13 protein-coding genes are annotated in these 15,438 nt (G+C 69.0%); 7 read left to right on the top strand and 6 right to left on the bottom strand.

Annotated features, from left to right (window positions below; genetic code table 11):
* Positions 1-25: 25 nt before the first annotated feature.
* Positions 26-832, bottom strand: a complete 807-nt coding sequence (gene dkgB, locus GQ57_RS28620) for a 2,5-didehydrogluconate reductase DkgB (protein ID WP_034199650.1) — start codon at positions 830-832, stop codon at positions 26-28.
* Positions 833-1,054: 222 nt separating this feature from the next.
* Between dkgB and GQ57_RS28615 the strand changes: the two genes are divergently transcribed.
* Complete coding sequence (locus tag GQ57_RS28615) at positions 1,055-1,990, top strand: LysR substrate-binding domain-containing protein (RefSeq protein WP_031401814.1); 936 nt, start codon at positions 1,055-1,057, stop codon at positions 1,988-1,990.
* A gap of 52 nt (positions 1,991-2,042) precedes the next feature.
* Here the strand turns inward: GQ57_RS28615 and zwf are convergent, their stop codons facing one another.
* The 3 genes from zwf to GQ57_RS40350 all read right to left on the bottom strand — a co-directional run bounded on the left by zwf (position 2,043) and on the right by GQ57_RS40350 (position 5,002).
* Positions 2,043-3,518 carry a glucose-6-phosphate dehydrogenase gene (zwf, locus tag GQ57_RS28610; protein WP_031401813.1) on the bottom strand — a complete coding sequence of 492 codons (1,476 nt, stop codon included), beginning with the start codon at positions 3,516-3,518 and terminating at the stop codon, positions 2,043-2,045.
* A 402-nt stretch (positions 3,519-3,920) separates the two neighbouring features.
* A complete protein-coding gene (locus tag GQ57_RS28605; RefSeq protein WP_031401812.1) occupies positions 3,921-4,499 on the bottom strand; it encodes a peroxidase-related enzyme in 579 nt (192 codons plus the stop codon).
* Positions 4,496-5,002 carry a TetR/AcrR family transcriptional regulator gene (locus GQ57_RS40350; RefSeq protein ID WP_235212780.1) on the bottom strand — a complete coding sequence of 169 codons (507 nt, stop codon included), beginning with the start codon at positions 5,000-5,002 and terminating at the stop codon, positions 4,496-4,498. The genes GQ57_RS28605 and GQ57_RS40350 overlap by 4 nt, the downstream gene beginning before the upstream one ends.
* A 228-nt stretch (positions 5,003-5,230) precedes the next feature.
* On the opposite strand from GQ57_RS40350, the gene GQ57_RS28600 reads away from it, so the two are divergent.
* Together GQ57_RS28600 and GQ57_RS28595 are read left to right on the top strand one after the other, a co-directional pair.
* Positions 5,231-6,421, top strand: a complete 1,191-nt coding sequence (locus GQ57_RS28600; protein ID WP_031401811.1) for a M20 aminoacylase family protein — start codon at positions 5,231-5,233, stop codon at positions 6,419-6,421.
* Positions 6,422-6,473: 52 nt separating this feature from the next.
* A complete protein-coding gene (locus tag GQ57_RS28595) occupies positions 6,474-7,805 on the top strand; it encodes an MFS transporter (RefSeq protein WP_031401810.1) in 1,332 nt (443 codons plus the stop codon).
* A 52-nt stretch (positions 7,806-7,857) separates the two neighbouring features.
* On the opposite strand, the gene GQ57_RS28590 is transcribed toward GQ57_RS28595, so the two are convergent.
* Positions 7,858-8,778: a LysR family transcriptional regulator gene (locus GQ57_RS28590; RefSeq protein WP_034199649.1), complete on the bottom strand. Its 921-nt coding sequence runs from the start codon at positions 8,776-8,778 to the stop codon at positions 7,858-7,860.
* A gap of 137 nt (positions 8,779-8,915) precedes the next feature.
* On the opposite strand from GQ57_RS28590, the gene GQ57_RS28585 reads away from it, so the two are divergent.
* Both GQ57_RS28585 and GQ57_RS28580 read left to right on the top strand, forming a co-directional pair.
* Positions 8,916-9,689, top strand: a complete 774-nt coding sequence (locus tag GQ57_RS28585; RefSeq protein ID WP_031401808.1) for a transporter substrate-binding domain-containing protein — start codon at positions 8,916-8,918, stop codon at positions 9,687-9,689.
* Between the two features lie 47 nt (positions 9,690-9,736).
* On the top strand, positions 9,737-10,852 hold the full coding sequence (locus GQ57_RS28580; protein ID WP_034199648.1) for a succinylglutamate desuccinylase/aspartoacylase family protein: 1,116 nt from the start codon (positions 9,737-9,739) through the stop codon (positions 10,850-10,852).
* Between the two features lie 242 nt (positions 10,853-11,094).
* On the opposite strand, the gene GQ57_RS28575 is transcribed toward GQ57_RS28580, so the two are convergent.
* Positions 11,095-12,081 carry a LysR family transcriptional regulator gene (locus GQ57_RS28575; RefSeq protein WP_034199647.1) on the bottom strand — a complete coding sequence of 329 codons (987 nt, stop codon included), beginning with the start codon at positions 12,079-12,081 and terminating at the stop codon, positions 11,095-11,097.
* A 141-nt stretch (positions 12,082-12,222) separates the two neighbouring features.
* Here GQ57_RS28575 and GQ57_RS28570 point away from each other — a divergent pair, with 141 nt between their 5' ends.
* Together GQ57_RS28570 and GQ57_RS28565 are read left to right on the top strand one after the other, a co-directional pair.
* The gene (locus GQ57_RS28570; RefSeq protein ID WP_034199646.1) at positions 12,223-13,542 is read left to right on the top strand and encodes an MFS transporter; all 1,320 of its coding nucleotides are present in this window, start codon (positions 12,223-12,225) and stop codon (positions 13,540-13,542) included.
* A 332-nt stretch (positions 13,543-13,874) separates the two neighbouring features.
* Positions 13,875-15,389, top strand: coding sequence for a M81 family metallopeptidase (locus GQ57_RS28565; protein ID WP_034199645.1), 1,515 nt, complete (start codon positions 13,875-13,877; stop codon positions 15,387-15,389).
* Positions 15,390-15,438: the final 49 nt, after the last annotated feature.

Raw genomic sequence — 15,438 nt, 5'->3', positions numbered from 1 at the left:
CGGGGCGGTGGAGGGGGCGGTGCGCTCAGTCCCATTCCGGCGCGAGGCCGGCCGGGTCGACTTCGCGGCCGTTGCGCTCGAGCGCGGCGATCTGCGCCATGTCGTCGTCGGTCAGGCGCAGCGTCTGCGCGAGCAGATTGCTCGCGAGGTTCTCGCGTTTCGTCGACGACGGGATTACCGAGTAGCCGAGCCGCAGCGCCCACGCGAGGGCGACCTGGGCGGGCGTCGCATCGTGACGGCGCGCGATCGCGCCGATCACCGGGTCGCCGAGCACCTTGCCGTACGCGAGCGTCATGTACGACGTCACGTGAATGCCCGCGCCGTTCAGGAATTCGACGAGCCTGCGGTTCTGCAGGTACGGGCTCAGTTCGATCTGGTTCGTCGCGATCGCCTCGGCGCCGACGGCCGCGATCGCCTCCTTCGTCAGGGCGATGTTGAAGTTCGAAATGCCGATTCGGCGCGTGAGGCCCTTCGCCCTTGCATCGGCGAGTGCGGTCATGAACGACGGGAGCGACACGCCGTTGCCCGGGGCCGGCCAGTGGATCAGCGTCAGGTCGACGTAGTCGGTGCGCAGCTTGCGCAGGCTTTCCTCGAGGCTTGCGGCGAGCTTTTCCGGGGCGTAGTGGTCGACCCAGATCTTCGTGGTCAGGAACAGGTCGTCGCGGCGCACGCCCGACGCGGCGATCGCTTCGCCGACGTCGGCTTCGTTGCCGTAGATCTGCGCTGTGTCGATCGCACGGTAGCCGGCTTCGAGGCCGTCGCGGACCGAGTCGACGGCAACCTGGCCCTTGAGCCGGAAGGTGCCGAGGCCGAATGCGGGAATCCTGTTCATCGTGTGCTCCTGGGAATGAGGGGAACGGCGTGATCGTGAAACCGATTGTGGCCGCCGGAGCGAACGGGATAAACGCCGTCGCGGGACAAAAATAGTTGAATCGGAATCAATAATCGACGCGTCGGACGCGCTGCCGGCGAAATGAACGGGATGCCGCGCCGATGCTTTGCTCTTGCGCGAAAACTGGCCTATAACGCGGGATGTCTTGATTCGGGATCAATAATGAAAGTCACGCTCGACGAACTCCAGGCCTTTGCCGCCGTGGTCGACACCGGCTCGATCACGGCCGCCTCCCAGCAGCTCGACCTCACCGTATCGGCGACGAGCCGCACGCTCGCACGGCTCGAGGAGAAGCTGAAGACCACGCTGCTGCGCCGGACCACGCGCCGGCTCGAGCTGACCGAAGAGGGGCGCGCGTTCCTGCAGGATGCGCGCGCGATCATCGAATCGGTGGAGAACGCGGAGGAGCAGATGCTCGCGCGGCGCGAGATGCCGTCGGGGCGCCTGCGCGTCGATGCGGCGACGCCGTTCATGCTGCACGTGATCGTGCCGCTCGTGCGCGGTTATCGCGAGCGCTTCCCGCAGGTCGAGCTGGAGCTGAACAGCAACGAAGGGATCATCGACCTGCTGGAGCGGCGCACCGACGTGGCGATCCGGATCGGCCGCCTGAAGGATTCGACGCTGCACAGCCGCAAGATCGGCACCAGCCGCCTGCGCGTTCTGGCGAGCCCCGCGTATCTTGCCGCGCACGGGCAGCCGCGGAAGGTCGACGAGCTCGGCAAGCACACGCTGATCGGCTTCACGCAGCCGGAATCGCTGAATATCTGGCCGGTGCTCGGCACGGACGGCGAGCCGTACCGGATCGAGCCGGACATCTGGTCGTCTAACGGCGAGACCGTCAGGCAACTCGCGCTGGAAGGAGCGGGCATCGCGTGCCTGTCGGATTTCATGACCGCGCACGATCGCGACAGCGGGCGGCTTGCCCAGCTGTTCGCGCGGCAGACGCTGGACATCCAGCAGCCGATTCATGCGGTGTACTACCGGAACACCGCGATCTCGTCGCGGATCGCGTCGTTCGTCGATTATCTGATCGAGGCGCTGGGTGGCGGCGGCGATGCGCCCGCGCGGCACCCGGCCGCATGGCTGGCGCCGCGATAGGGCGGCGCCGGGCGCGGCGAAGGCGGCTCGGGTGCGCCGCGCCGCGCGGCGGTTACGCTTCTTCGGACCAGGACATCCCGTCGCGCGCGAGCAGCGCCGACGAAGCCGCGGGCCCGAACGTGCCGGCCGTGTACAGGCGCGGACGGTCGCCGAGCTGCTTCCAGCCGTCGAGGATCGGCTCGACCCACGACCAGGCGGATTCGAGCTCGTCGCGGCGCATGAAGTGCGTGAGGCGGCCGCGGATCACGTCGATCAGCAGCCGTTCGTACGCTTCCGCGCGGCGCTCCGGAATCGCCTGCTGCAGGTCGAGGTTCAGGCTCACGGGCACCATGTTCATCCCGCTGCCCGGCTCCTTCGCGAGCATCTGCAGCTGGATCGACTCTTCCGGCTGGAGCTGGATCACGAGGCGGTTGCTGTAGTGGCGCGGGCCGGTCGGGATGATCGAGAACGGCATGTCCGCGAACTCGATCACGATTTCCGACTGGCGGCGCTGCAGCCGCTTGCCGGTGCGCAGGAAGAACGGCACGTTCGCCCAGCGCCAGTTGTTGATGTGCGCGCGCAGCGCGACGAAGGTTTCCGCGCGGCTGTCGGCCGGCACGTTGTCTTCCTCGAGATAGCCCTTGACGGGCTGGCCGTCGACCGCGCCGGCCGTGTACTGGCCGCGCACCGTGTCGCGCGCGACGTCCGACAGCGCCATCGGCCGCAGCGAGCGCAGCACCTTCAGCTTCTCGTCGCGCACCGCGTCCGGGTCGAGCGACACCGGCGGTTCCATCGCGACGATGCACAGCAGCTGCAGCAAGTGGTTCTGCACCATGTCGCGCAGCGCGCCCGTATGGTCGTAGAAGCCCGCGCGGCTGCCGACGCCGACCGTTTCCGCCACCGTGATCTGCACGCTGCGGATGCTCGGCGCCTGCCACAGCGGCCCGAAGATCGGGTTGCCGAAGCGCAGCACCATCAGGTTCTGCACGGTTTCCTTGCCGAGATAGTGGTCGATCCGATAGATCTGCGATTCCTCGAAGTGCTTGCCGACCGCATCGTTGATCGCCTTGGCGGACGCGAGATCGTGGCCGAGCGGCTTTTCGAGGACGACGCGCGAGTGCGCGTCGACGAGTTGCGCGGCCGACAGGTTGTCGCAGATCGTCGTGAACAGTTCCGGCGACGTCGACAGGTAGAACACGCGGACCGCGTCGCCGCGCGCCGCCTCGGCGAGCCGCAGGTAGTCGTCCGGCGCGTTCACGTCGATCAGCACGTACTTGAACAGGTCGAGGAAGCGGCCCCATGCTTCGGCGTCGAACGCCTTTTCGTCGATGAACGGGCGCGACTGCTCGTCCACGAACTTGCGATAGCCGTCGATGCCCCAGTCGCGGCGGCCGACCGCGATGATGCGCGTGTCGGGCGGCAGGTTGCAGTGCAGGTGCGCCATGTACAGCGCGGGCAACAGCTTGCGGGCGGCCAGATCGCCGCCGCCGCCGAAGATGATCATGTCGACGGGACGGTCGGCTGCGGTCTGAGTGGGCTGATTCGTCATGGATGGTTCGCGTCTGAAACGGTGAGCGTGGAACGAACGTCGAAGGCGCCGGGCGCCGGTACGGCAAAACCCTAATAGTGCACGCTTTTGATGGATCGCGTGCGTGTCGGTGTCCGTTTCGCGGCGCGAAGCGGCCGGGCGGCGTGCCGTCGCCGACGGGGTGGAGTGAGCGCTGACATCCGGTTTGCGGGCCGGGTTTGCCGGCTGGCGCGGCGGGTGGCCGCGCCGATGCGGGCGCGTTCGGGCCGGCGCCGCCCGTGTGCTGCGTGTGACGGGCGCGCCCGGGTATCGGCCCGGTCGTCCCGGCCGGGGGGGCCGGTCCTGCGGGCGCGAGCGCTGCCCGCGCGGCGTTGGCCCATGCCACGGCGTCTGCCACGCGGCGGCGCGGGACCGCGTCCGCGCTCAGCGGCCCAGCGCGTAGAACGCCGCGTTGGGCCGCATGTTCGTCACGTTCGCGATGCGATTGGACATGCCGAAGAAGGCCGAGATCGCCGCGATGTCCCAGATGTCTTCCTCGCCGAAACCGTGCGACTTGAGCGTGTCGAAGTCCGCTTCGCCGACCAGGTGCGCGGATTGCGAGACCTGCATCGCGAAATCGAGCATCGCCTTTTGCCGCGCGGTGATGTCGGCCTTGCGGTAGTTGGTGGCGACCTGGTCGGCAATCAGCGGGTCCTTCGCGCGAATGCGCAGGATCGCGCCGTGCGCGATCACGCAGTACTGGCACTGGTTCGCGCTGCTGGTCGCCACGACGATCATCTCCCGCTCGGCCTTGCTCAGGTTGCCCGGCTTGTCCATCAGCGCGTCGTGGTAGGCCATGAACGCGCGAAACTCGTCCGGACGGTGCGCGAGGGTCAGGAAGACGTTCGGGATGAAGCCCGACTTTTCCTGGACGGCCGCGATGCGTTCGCGAATGTCGTCGGGCAGGTCTTCAAGCGCCGGCACGGGAAAGCGGCTGACGGGAGCGGTGTCTGCAACGGTCATGGTGGTTCCTCGACAGGGTGGTTCGGTGGCTGGGGCGATCTCGATGCGCGAGCGGCCGGGCCGGATGAAAGCGGCGACGACGCGTCGCCGGCAGGCGTATTACGCGTCGACGCCTGCGCCGCAGCCGTTCGGCACGGCCCGATCGTCGTGGCGGTAGACGTAGCGTGCCATGCCGTCCGGGGCATCGTCGACGAAATCGCGGACGCGCTGCAGCGGCGGCGGTCCGGCTGGTTGGAATGGCGGTCCCGCTGACGGGCGAAGAAACCGGCGCAGCAGTCGATTCGCGCGAGGCCGAATGCTTCCTTGCCGTCGAAGTAGCGATGGAAGGAGCCTTTGGGCACGCCGGCACGAGCGAGGCTCCCGTCGAGCCCGGTGGCCGGGAAGCCCGTTTCGGTGAGCACGTCCAGCCCGGTGTGCAACAGCATGTCGCGCGCGGCGGCGAGGCTCTCGTCCTGCTTCGGCGGCCTGCCGCGACGGCGAGACGGATCGGTTCGAGCGTCCATGCGCGAATCATGGACCGCTCGTCGGGAAAATGCATGGCCGGGGTGCTGATGGCCTCCGCGCACGGGGCCCCGCGTGCCGATCCGGCCGGCATTCCCCGTATTAACCCTGATAAAAAAATCTTATCGCGGTGAAAAATTCCGCATCTTATTGAACGGATATCGGCTCGATATAGTGGCTCGCTTTCCCGCACGCGTCTTCAGCGTGCGCAGACAAACGCAGGAGCCCCCATGACCACCGATACCCGCTTCACCGAAGTCGAGGATCTGATGCCCGCCGCCGGCGGGCTGCGCGAGATCCGTCATCACATCCATCGCCATCCGGAGCTCGCGTACGAAGAGCACGACACGGCCGCGCTCGTCGCCGACAAGCTCGGGGAATGGGGCTGGCAGGTGACGCGCGGGGTCGGCAAGACCGGCGTGGTCGGTACGCTGCGCGTGGGCGACGGGACGCGCAGCATCGGCATTCGCGCCGACATGGATGCGCTGCCGATCGTCGAGGCGACCGGGCTGCCGTATGCGAGCGGCACGCACGGCAAGATGCACGCCTGCGGCCACGACGGCCACACGACGATGCTGCTCGGCGCCGCGCAGCATCTCGCGAAGACGCGCAACTTCTCCGGCACCGTGCATCTGTATTTCCAGCCGGCGGAAGAGCATGGCGTCGACAGCGGCGCGAAGAAGATGATCGACGACGGCCTGTTCGAGCGCTTCCCGTGCGACGCCGTGTTCGGCATGCACAACCACCCGGGCGCGGCGCCCGGCGTGTTCCTCACGCGCCGCGGCCCGTTCATGTCGGCCGGCGACAAGGCGATCATCACGATCGAAGGCGTCGGCGGCCACGCGGCGCGGCCGCACCTGACGGTCGACCCGGTCGTCGTCGCGGCGAGCATCGTGATGGCGCTGCAGACGATCGTCGCGCGCAACGTCGACCCGGCGCAGCCGGCGGTGGTCACGGTCGGCTCGATGCATGCGGGCACCGCGAACAACGTGATCCCGAACGGCGCACGCCTCGAACTGAGCGTGCGCTCGTTCAGCCCCGACGTGCGGGCGCTGCTCAAGCGCCGCATCACCGAGCTGGCCGAAACGCAGGCCGCGAGCTACGGCGCGACCGCGAACGTCGACTACATCGAAGGCTACCCGGTCGTCGTCAATACGGATGCCGAAACGGATTTCGCCGCGCAGGTCGCGCGCGAACTCGTCGGCGATGCGCACGTGGTCGAGCAGACCGACCTGCTGATGGGCAGCGAGGATTTCGCGTTCATGCTGCAGAAGCGGCCCGGCTCGTTCGTGCGGCTCGGCAACGGCGAAGGCGAGGACGGCTGCATGGTGCACAACCCGAAATACGACTTCAACGATCGCAACCTGCCGGTCGGCGCGGCGTTCTGGACGCGTCTCGTGGAGCGCTACCTCGGGCGGTGATCGCGGCGGCGGCGCGGCCGGCGCTTCCGGCCGCATAGAGGAGACGATGACAATGCAGAAAGACCATCTCGTGCTGCACCCCGCGTCGACGGGGGCCGCCGAAGCCGATGCGCCCGGCGCGCGCGCCGTCACGCGGCGCGGCGCGATCGCGGCGGCCGTGATCGGCAACTGGCTGGAGTTCTTCGATTTCACCGTGTACGGCTTTTTCGCGGTGCTGATCGGCAAGCTGTTCTTCCCGTCGAGCGACCCGACCACGTCGCTGCTGCTGTCGGTGGCGACGTTCGCCGCCGGCTTCTTCACGCGGCCGCTCGGCAGCGTCGTGCTCGGCGTCTACGCGGACCGCAAGGGGCGCAAGGCCGCGCTGAACCTGACGATCATGCTGATGGCGCTCGGCACCGGCCTGATCGCGATCGCGCCGACCTATGCGCAGGTGGGCGTGGCCGCGCCGCTGCTGGTCGTATTCGCGCGGCTGCTGCAGGGCTTCTCGCAGGGCGGCGAATTCGGCGCGGCGACGTCGACGCTGCTCGAGCAGGGCGGCACGTCGCGCCGGGCGTTTCACGCAAGCTGGCAGCTCGCGACGCAAGGCGGCGCCGCGCTGATGGGGTCGGGTTTCGCGGCGCTGCTGTCGAACACGATGACGAAGGATGCGCTCGAAAGCTGGGGATGGCGGCTGCCGTTCCTCGTCGGCTTGCTGATCGCGCCGGTCGGCATGATCCTGCGCCGCCGGCTCGCGGACGATGCGCCCGGCGACAGCCATCACGGCATCGAGCGCGGCGTGCTGCACGAGCTGTTCTCGCGGCACGCGCGCACGGTGCTGCTGCTGATGCTCACGGTGATGGGCGGCACGGTGTCGACCTACATCCTGACCTTCTACATGCCGACCTATGCGATCCACACGCTCGGCCTGCCGATGGGGCTGTCGATGTTCGTCGGCGTCGCGTCGGGCTGCGTGATGCTGGTCACGTGTCCGCTGTTCGGCTGGCTGTCGGACCGGCTCGGCAGCCGGCGCCTGCCGATCTTCGTCGGCCGCGGCGTGCTGGTCGCGCTGCTGTTCCCGGCGTTCTGGCTGATGAACCACCACCCGACGCTGTCGGCGATCCTGCCGCTGACCGCGTTGATGCTGCTGTTCTATTCGCTCGGCTCGGCGTCGGAAATGGCGCTGATGTGCGAATCGCTGCCGCGCCACGTGCGGGCGACGGGCATTTCGATCGCGTATGCGCTCGCGGTGACGATCTTCGGCGGCACCGCGCAGCTCATCGCGACCTGGCTCGTGAAGACGACCGGCAGCAAGCTTGCGCCGGCCGGCTACGTGGCCGCGTGCGTGGTGGTGTCGCTGATCGCGGTCGCGATGCTGCGCGAGACGGCGCGGGAATCGATCGACTGACGAGCGGGGCGCGGCAGGCGGCGGACCGCGGACGGCAGGCGGCAATACGCGCCTAGCGTCCGCGCACGACCCGCAGGTACGACGCAAGCATCGTCGCGAGTTCCTGCGCGGCCGGCGTCAGCGGCACGGCCGCGCGCTGCAGCAGGCAGATGTCCTGCGCGTCGGCCTGCTCGCGCACGGGCACCTTCGCGAGCGCGCCGGCGAACGGCCCGTGCCGCGTCACGGCTTCGGTTTCGAGCGACAGGCAATCGGTCTGGGTGACGAGCTGCAGCGTCTCGAACATCCCCTCGACGGTGGCGAGAATCCTCGGCGGCGGCAGGCCGTGCGTGTCGAAGTAGGCGAGCAGCCGGTTGACGACGGGATCGGCGCTGAGGTTCGGCGATCGGGTCGACACCCACGCGTAATCGGCCAGCTCGGAGAGCGATTGCGCGTGCATGGCCGGATGCCCGTTGCGGCACACGACCACCGGGGCCGATGCGCGCAGCGGCGTGACCGCGAGGTCGGTCGTGTCGGTCTGCTTCGCGACCAGCGCGATCGCGAAATCGACCGCGCTCTCCCGCAGCCAGCCGATCATCATCCGCGACGTACCGGTGCGCAGGTGAACGTCGACCCTGTCGAAGCGCGCGCGGAACGCGCTCAGCACGGGCGCGAACGCGTCGATCAGCGGTTCGGCCACGAGGCCGAGCGTGACGGTGCCTTCGTATTCGCCGCTCAGTTGCCGGATTTCCCGCTCGACCTGCTCGCATTCGCCGAGGATCGAGCCGGAGCGCGCGAGCAGCCGCTGGCCGACGGCTGTCGGCACGATGCCGCGATTGGTGCGCGTGAACAGCGTCGCGCCGAGCGCCGCCTCGAGGCCTTGCAACTGCTGCGTGACGCCGCTTTGCGCGAGATCGAGCGCGCGCGCCGCGGCGCGCAGGCTGCCGTGCTCGACGACGGCCTGGAAGATGCGGAGCTGGGACAGCGTGAACGCCATGGGCGAGCGGCGGGGCCGGTGATCGGAAATACCGATCATGATAAGGCAGCCGGCGATTCCGGCGGCGGTGCGTGCGCACTACGATCGCAGACAGTCCGGCTCGTGCCGTTTGTCCCTCGTCCCGCACCCGATCGACCATGAAACGCACCTTCCTCCCGCTCGTTTCCCTGTGCCTCGCGTTCACGGCCGGCGCCGCGCATGCGCTCGACGCCCGCACCGTGCGCCTCGGCATCGACCCGACCTATCCGCCGATGGATTCGAAGGCGCCCGACGGCAGCCTGAAAGGCTTCGACGTCGATCTCGGCAACGAGATCTGCCGCCGCGCGCAATTGCACTGCCAGTGGGTCGAGCTCGAATTCTCCGGGATGATTCCCGCGCTGCAGGCGCGCAAGATCGACGCGATCCTGTCGTCGATGGCGATCACCGAGAAGCGCGAGAAGCAGATCCTGTTCTCGTCGAAGCTGTTCCGCTTCAGGTCGCGGCTCGTCGCGCGGCCCGAACTCGGGCTCGGCAGCTCGGCCGCGTCGCTTGCGGGCAAGCGCGTCGGCGTGCAGTCGGGCACGCAGTTCGAATCGTGGGCGCTCGCGCACTGGGCGCCGGCCGGCGTCAGCGTGGTGCCGTACAAGAGCCAGGACGACGTGTTCGCCGATCTCGTCAACGGCCGCCTCGACGCGGCGCTGCTCGGCACGGTCGAAGCCGATTACGGGTTCCTGCGCCAGCCGCGCGGCAAGGGTTTCGCGTTCGTCGGCGCGCCGCTCGACATGGGCGACCGTGGCGTCGGCATCGGCATGCGGCAGTCGGATACGGCGCTCAAGGCGTCGATCGACGGCGCGATCGCGTCGATGCTGAAGGACGGCACGTACGACCGGATCGCGAAGAAGTATTTCGATTTCAACCCGTACGGCGACTGAGCACCGGGCCGCCCGATTTTTCCCGTTTCTTCCGTTCGAGACCCTCGATGCAGATTCGCACCACGCCGCTCCTGTCGCCGTCGATCGGCACGCAGCGCACGCTGACCAGCTTTCATTTCGGGCCGGCCGACACCGGCCGCAAGATCTACCTGCAGGCCGCGCTGCACGCGGACGAGACGCCCGCGATGCTCGCGGCGTTCGTGCTGAAGCAGCGCCTCGCGCAGCTCGACGCGCAAGGCCGGCTCGCGGCCGAGGTCGTGCTCGTGCCGGTCGCGAACCCGGTCGGCCTCAACCATCATCTGCTCGGGCAGTTCATCGGCCGTTTCGACCTGGCGAGCGGCCGCAACTTCAACCGCGGCTTCCTGCCGCTCGCGGAGATCGCCGCGCGCGCACGCGACCGGCTCGGCGACGACGGCGAGCGCAACCGGGCGATCGTGCGCGAGTGCGTCGGCGCGGCGCTCGACGGCATCGCGCCGCGCACCGAATTCGACGCGCTGCAGCTCGCGCTGCTGAAGCTGTCGCATGACGCGGACGTCGTGATCGACCTGCATTGTTCGCTCGAAGCGGTGATGCACGTGTACACGAGCGACACCGCATGGCCGGAAGTCGAGCCGCTCGCACGCTATCTCGGCGCGAAGGTGTCCCTGCTCGCGGAGGATTCGGGCGGGCACGCGTTCGACGATGCGCATCACCTGCTGTGGTCGCAATTGCGGCCGTTGCTGCCGGAAGGCACGCCGCTCGCGGCCGGCGCGGTCGCCGTGACCGTCGAATGCCGCGGCCAGCGCGACGTGACGTATGAGCATGCGCAACGCGATGCCGATGCGCTCGTCGACTATCTCGTGTGGCGCGGCGCGGTGCGCGGCGAACGCACGCCGCTGCCGCCGCTTGCCGCGCCGGCCACGCCGCTCGCGGGCAGCGAGCAGTTCTACGCACCGGTGAGCGGCATCCTCGTGCACCGCGCGGCGGTCGGCGCGACGATCCACGCCGGCGATCCGCTGTTCGACATCGTCGATCCGCTGACGGATGCGATCACGACGATCTCGAGCGGAACCGACGGCGTGTTCTACATGCGCCGCGCGATCCGCTTCGTGACGGCCGGCGCGCCGCTCGGCCGCGTGACGGGCACGGTGCCGGTGCGCAAGGGGATGCTGCTCGGCGCGTGAGCGGCGGATGCGCGGCGGATGCCGCGCGCCACACTCAGCATCCGCACACCGCACACCGCACACCGCACACCGCACACCGCACACCGCACACCGCACACCGCACACCGCACGCCACACGCCACACGCCACACGCCGCGCCCCGCGCCCCGCCCCGCGCGCGATACCCGGCCGTTCGATACCGGCCTGCACCGTAGCGGCCGCCTGTCGAAGGCCGGCGATGCAAACCGCTTCGCCGACGAGGGTCACGGCCCGCCGCGATTTCCCGCGGCCCGCTTGCGGGCCTTGCCGCGCGCCGTCGTCCTGCCGTCGCGTCCGCCCGGGTCCGAGAACATCTTCATGTCCCGGAGGATGCCGCGCAGCAGCGTATCGGCGGCCACCCCGAGCGTGCGTCCGGCCTTGACCAGCAGCCGTGCCTTGGCGGTTTCGAGCAACGGATGCGCGATGGGCAGCGCGACGAGTTCGCCGGCCTCCAGCTCCCGATACGCGGCCACCGTGGCGAGCAGCGTGACGCCGTCGTTGCGCTTGACGAAGTGGCGCAGCACGGCCAGCGAGTTGGTGGTGAGCGTCGGGTGGATCTGGAGGTTCTCCGCGTACGCGAGCATCTGTACGGCCTGTCCGAGACCGAACGCGGGCGGCATCAGCGCGAGCGGGTACCCGGTCAGCTCGCGGACCTCGACCGGCCGGCCCCGCACCGCGAGCGGGTGCCCCGGATGCACGAGCGCCACCACCGGCTGCGGCGCGGTCGCGACGTATTCGATGTCCGGATGCGCGGGCGGGTTGTAGGCCAGCCCGATATGCGCGCGGCTCTCGGCCACTTCCTGGAGCAACGTGCTGACCGGCAGGGTGTCGACGGTGACGTCGAGCTTCGGATGGCGCGCACAGAAATCGGTGAGCACCTCGTCCATCAGGCGGTCGATATAGCCTTCGCTGGTGACGATGCGGATCTGGCCGCGCTGCAGCCCGCGCAGCGCCTGCAGGCGGTCCTCGAACAGCTCCTGCTGCGAGCGGCAGCCGCGCCAGTATTCGAGCAGGTACGCGGCGGCCTCGGTCGGCTGCACGCCGCGAGGCTGGCGCTCGAACAGCGGGGCCCCGATTTCTTCCTCGAGCAGCCGGATCTGCCGCGTGATGACGGACGGCGACGTGTTGATGCTGTCGGCCGCGCCGCGGATGGAGCCGTGCGACAGGACTTCATGGAAATAGCGCAAGCGGCGCTGGTTCAGTTCGCGCATGATGTCGGTTGGTGTGCCGGTGAAGTGTTGCCCGTTGAGCAACGATAACTCGCTTAGGTTGCTCTTGCGCCGCTTTTTCGTCTCCTCGACGATTCGAACATCGATGCGGGATTTGAAGCAATACGCCCTAAAGGAGAGCGCATGTCCGCCGTTCCATCCCCTCAACTTCCGGCCGCGCCGGACAGCCCGGCGCATCAGGCCCTGTATCGCAAGCTGAACTGGCGCCTGCTGCCGTTCCTGCTGCTCTGTTACACGTTCGCGTACCTCGATCGCGTGAACATCGGGTTCGCGAAGCTCGCCATGCAGAGCGAGCTGGGCATCTCCGATGCGGTGTACGGGCTCGGCGCGGGCATCTTCTTTCTCGGCTACGTGCTGTTCGAGATCCCGAGCAACCTGCTGCTGCCGAGGATCGGCGCTCGCAAGACCATCAGCCGGATCATGGTGCTGTGGGGCCTGACGTCGGCCGGCATGATGTTCGTCCACAACGAGACCACGTTCTATGCGATGCGCTTCCTGCTCGGCGTGTTCGAAGCGGGTTTCGCGCCGGGGATGATCTTTTACCTGACCTACTGGTACGGCCAGCGCCGGATGGCCGGCGTGATGGCGGTCGTCATGCTCGCCGGCCCGATCGGCGGCGCGTTCGGGTCGCCGCTGTCGGCGTGGCTGATGACCGGGCTGTCCGGCGCCCACGGCCTGGCCGGCTGGCAGTGGATGTTCGTCGTCGAAGGCCTGCCGTGCGTGCTGCTCGGCGCGCTCGCGCTCAGGGTGCTGTCCGACCGGCCGGCCGATGCGAAATGGCTGACCGACGACGAGAAGCGGATGCTCGCCGCCGAGCTGCACACGCCCGGCGCGGGGCATCACTCGTTCGGCCAGGTGGCGCGCGATCCGCGCGTGTACCTGCTGGCGTTCGCGTACTTCACGATCATCTGCGGGATCTACGCGGTGAGCTTCTGGCTGCCGTCGATCATCAAGGCAGACGGCGTGACCGACACGATGCAGATCGGGCTGTACTCGATGATTCCGTACGTGTGCGCCGCGCTCGCGATGGTCGTCATCGGCCGCAGGTCGGACCGCCGCGGCGAGCGGCGTTACCACAGCGCGGTGCCGGCGCTGATCGGCGCGCTCGCGCTGGCCGTGGCGACGACCGCCAACGGCAATCTCGTCGTCTCGCTGGTCGGCATGACGATCGCCACGTCGATGATCTGGGCGGCGTACACCGTGTTCTGGGCGATTCCGTCACAATACCTGAAGGGCGACGCGGCCGCGGGGGGCATCGCGCTGATCAATACGATCGGCCTGATCGGCGGCTTCCTGAGCCCGACCATCATCGGGGCGATCCACTCGGCCACGGGCAGCATGGCGGCCGGCCTGCTGGTGATGGTGGCGCTGCTGGTCGCGGGCGCCGCGGTGCTGGTGGCGAACCGGCTGCCCGCGCCGCACGACGAGCTGGCGACGGCTTAGGGCCCGTTCACGCGCATACCGGGCTTGCGCCGGCCCCCGGAAGGGCCGGGCGCAAGGAATACGACGAAGCGAATACTCGACGTATTCGCGAGCAGCCTGACGCGGCGATCGGCCCTTCCGGGGGCCAGCCCCGCGAACGATTTTTTCCAGACAGGCGAACGTGCCTTTGCGCCCGCCTTGCGGCGTCGCTCGTCGTTGCGATGCCGACGGCCATTGCGCGCCGCCTTTCTCCTTGCCCTGCGGGCGCAAAGGCACGTTCGCCAGCCCGTTACTAGCGTGAACAGGCCCTGGCGTTGCCGGTGCCTTGACAACCTGTTTCCGGAGACACGCCTTTGAACACACGCATCCTGATCGCCGGCTTTCAGCACGAGACCAATACGTTTGCACCGTCGAAAGCCGCCTACGAAAACTTCGAGCGCGGCGAGGGCTTCCCGGCCATGGTGCGCGGCGACGACATGCTCGCGCTGCGCGACGTCAATATTCCCGCGGGCGGCTTCATCGTCGCGGCGCAACGGCGCGGCTGGACCTTGCTGCCGGTCATCTGGGCGGGCGCCAGCCCGTCGGCCCACGTGACTGAGGACGCGTTCGAGCGCATCGCCGGCGAAATCCTCGCGGCGGTGCGCAACGGCGGCTACGACGCGGTGTATCTCGACCTGCACGGCGCGATGGTCGCCGAGCATACCGACGACGGCGAGGGAACGCTGCTGGAGCGCGTGCGTGCTGCGGTCGGCCCGGACGTGCCCGTGGTCGTGTCTCTCGACCTGCACGCTAACGTCACCGGGAAGATGCTGCGCGAGGCCGACGTCCTGGTCGCCTTCCGCACCTATCCGCATGTCGACATGGCCGAGACCGGCGAACGCGCTGCCGCGCTGCTCGGGCGCCTGCTCGACCTGAAGGCGGCGGGCGGCCGCCCGCTGCATCGCGCGGTGCGCCGGCTGCCGTTCCTGATCCCGATCAACGGCATGTGCACGCTGCTCGAGCCTTCGTGCGGCATGTATGCGCAGCTCGCGGCGCTGGAGACCGGGGCCGTGGCGTCGCTGTCGTTTGCGCCGGGCTTCCCGGCGGCCGATTTCCCCGAATGCGGCCCGGTCATCTGGGGTTACGGCGATGACGCCGCGTCGGCGGAGGCCGCCGTGGACGCGCTCTACGCCAGGATGCTGGCGGACGAGGCCGCGTGGCAGGTGCCGTTCCTGTCGCCCGATGCCGCCGTGCGCGAGGCGATGCGGCTTGCGGAGGGGGCCGGCAAGCCGGTCGTCATCGCGGATACGCAGGACAATCCCGGCGCGGGCGGTGATTCGAACACGACGGGCATGCTGCGGGCGCTGCTGCGCAATGGCGCAAAGGGTGCGGCGATCGGCCTGATCTGGGACCCGGCCGCCGCGGCCGAGGCCCATCGCGCCGGGGTCGGCGCGTTCATCGAGGTGGCGCTCGGCGGCGTCGCCGGCGTGCCCGGCGACGAGCCGTACCGCGGGCGCTTCGAGGTCGTGACGTTGTCCGACGGCGTCTGCCGGTACGAAGGCCCGATGATGAACGGCATGCGGGCGGATGTCGGCCCGGTCGCGTGCTTGCGGATCGACGGCGTGCTGATCGTGGTGAGCAGCGGCAAGGCGCAGATGCTCGACCGCAATCTCTATCGCGTGGGCGGCGTCGAGCCGGAAGCGATGCGCATCCTCGTCAACAAAAGCTCCGTGCATTTTCGCGCCGACTTCCAGGGCATCGCCCACGCGGTGCTCGTGGCCAAGGCGCCCGGCCCGATGACGGCCGATCCGGCCGATCTGCCGTGGACCCGGCTGGCGCCGGGCATCCGGACGAAGCCGATGGGAACGGCGTTCGCCGGCAACGGTTGACGCGCTGCCCGCCGACGGCGGCGCGCGGTCGTGCGGGGGCGGTGCGCCC

Origin of the sequence: Burkholderia sp. MSh2 (assembly GCF_000731655.1) — a bacterium.
GTDB classification, from domain to species: domain Bacteria; phylum Pseudomonadota; class Gammaproteobacteria; order Burkholderiales; family Burkholderiaceae; genus Burkholderia; species Burkholderia paludis.
Note: the sequence above shows the minus strand (reverse complement) of the source record. Positions and strands in the feature narration are given on the sequence as shown.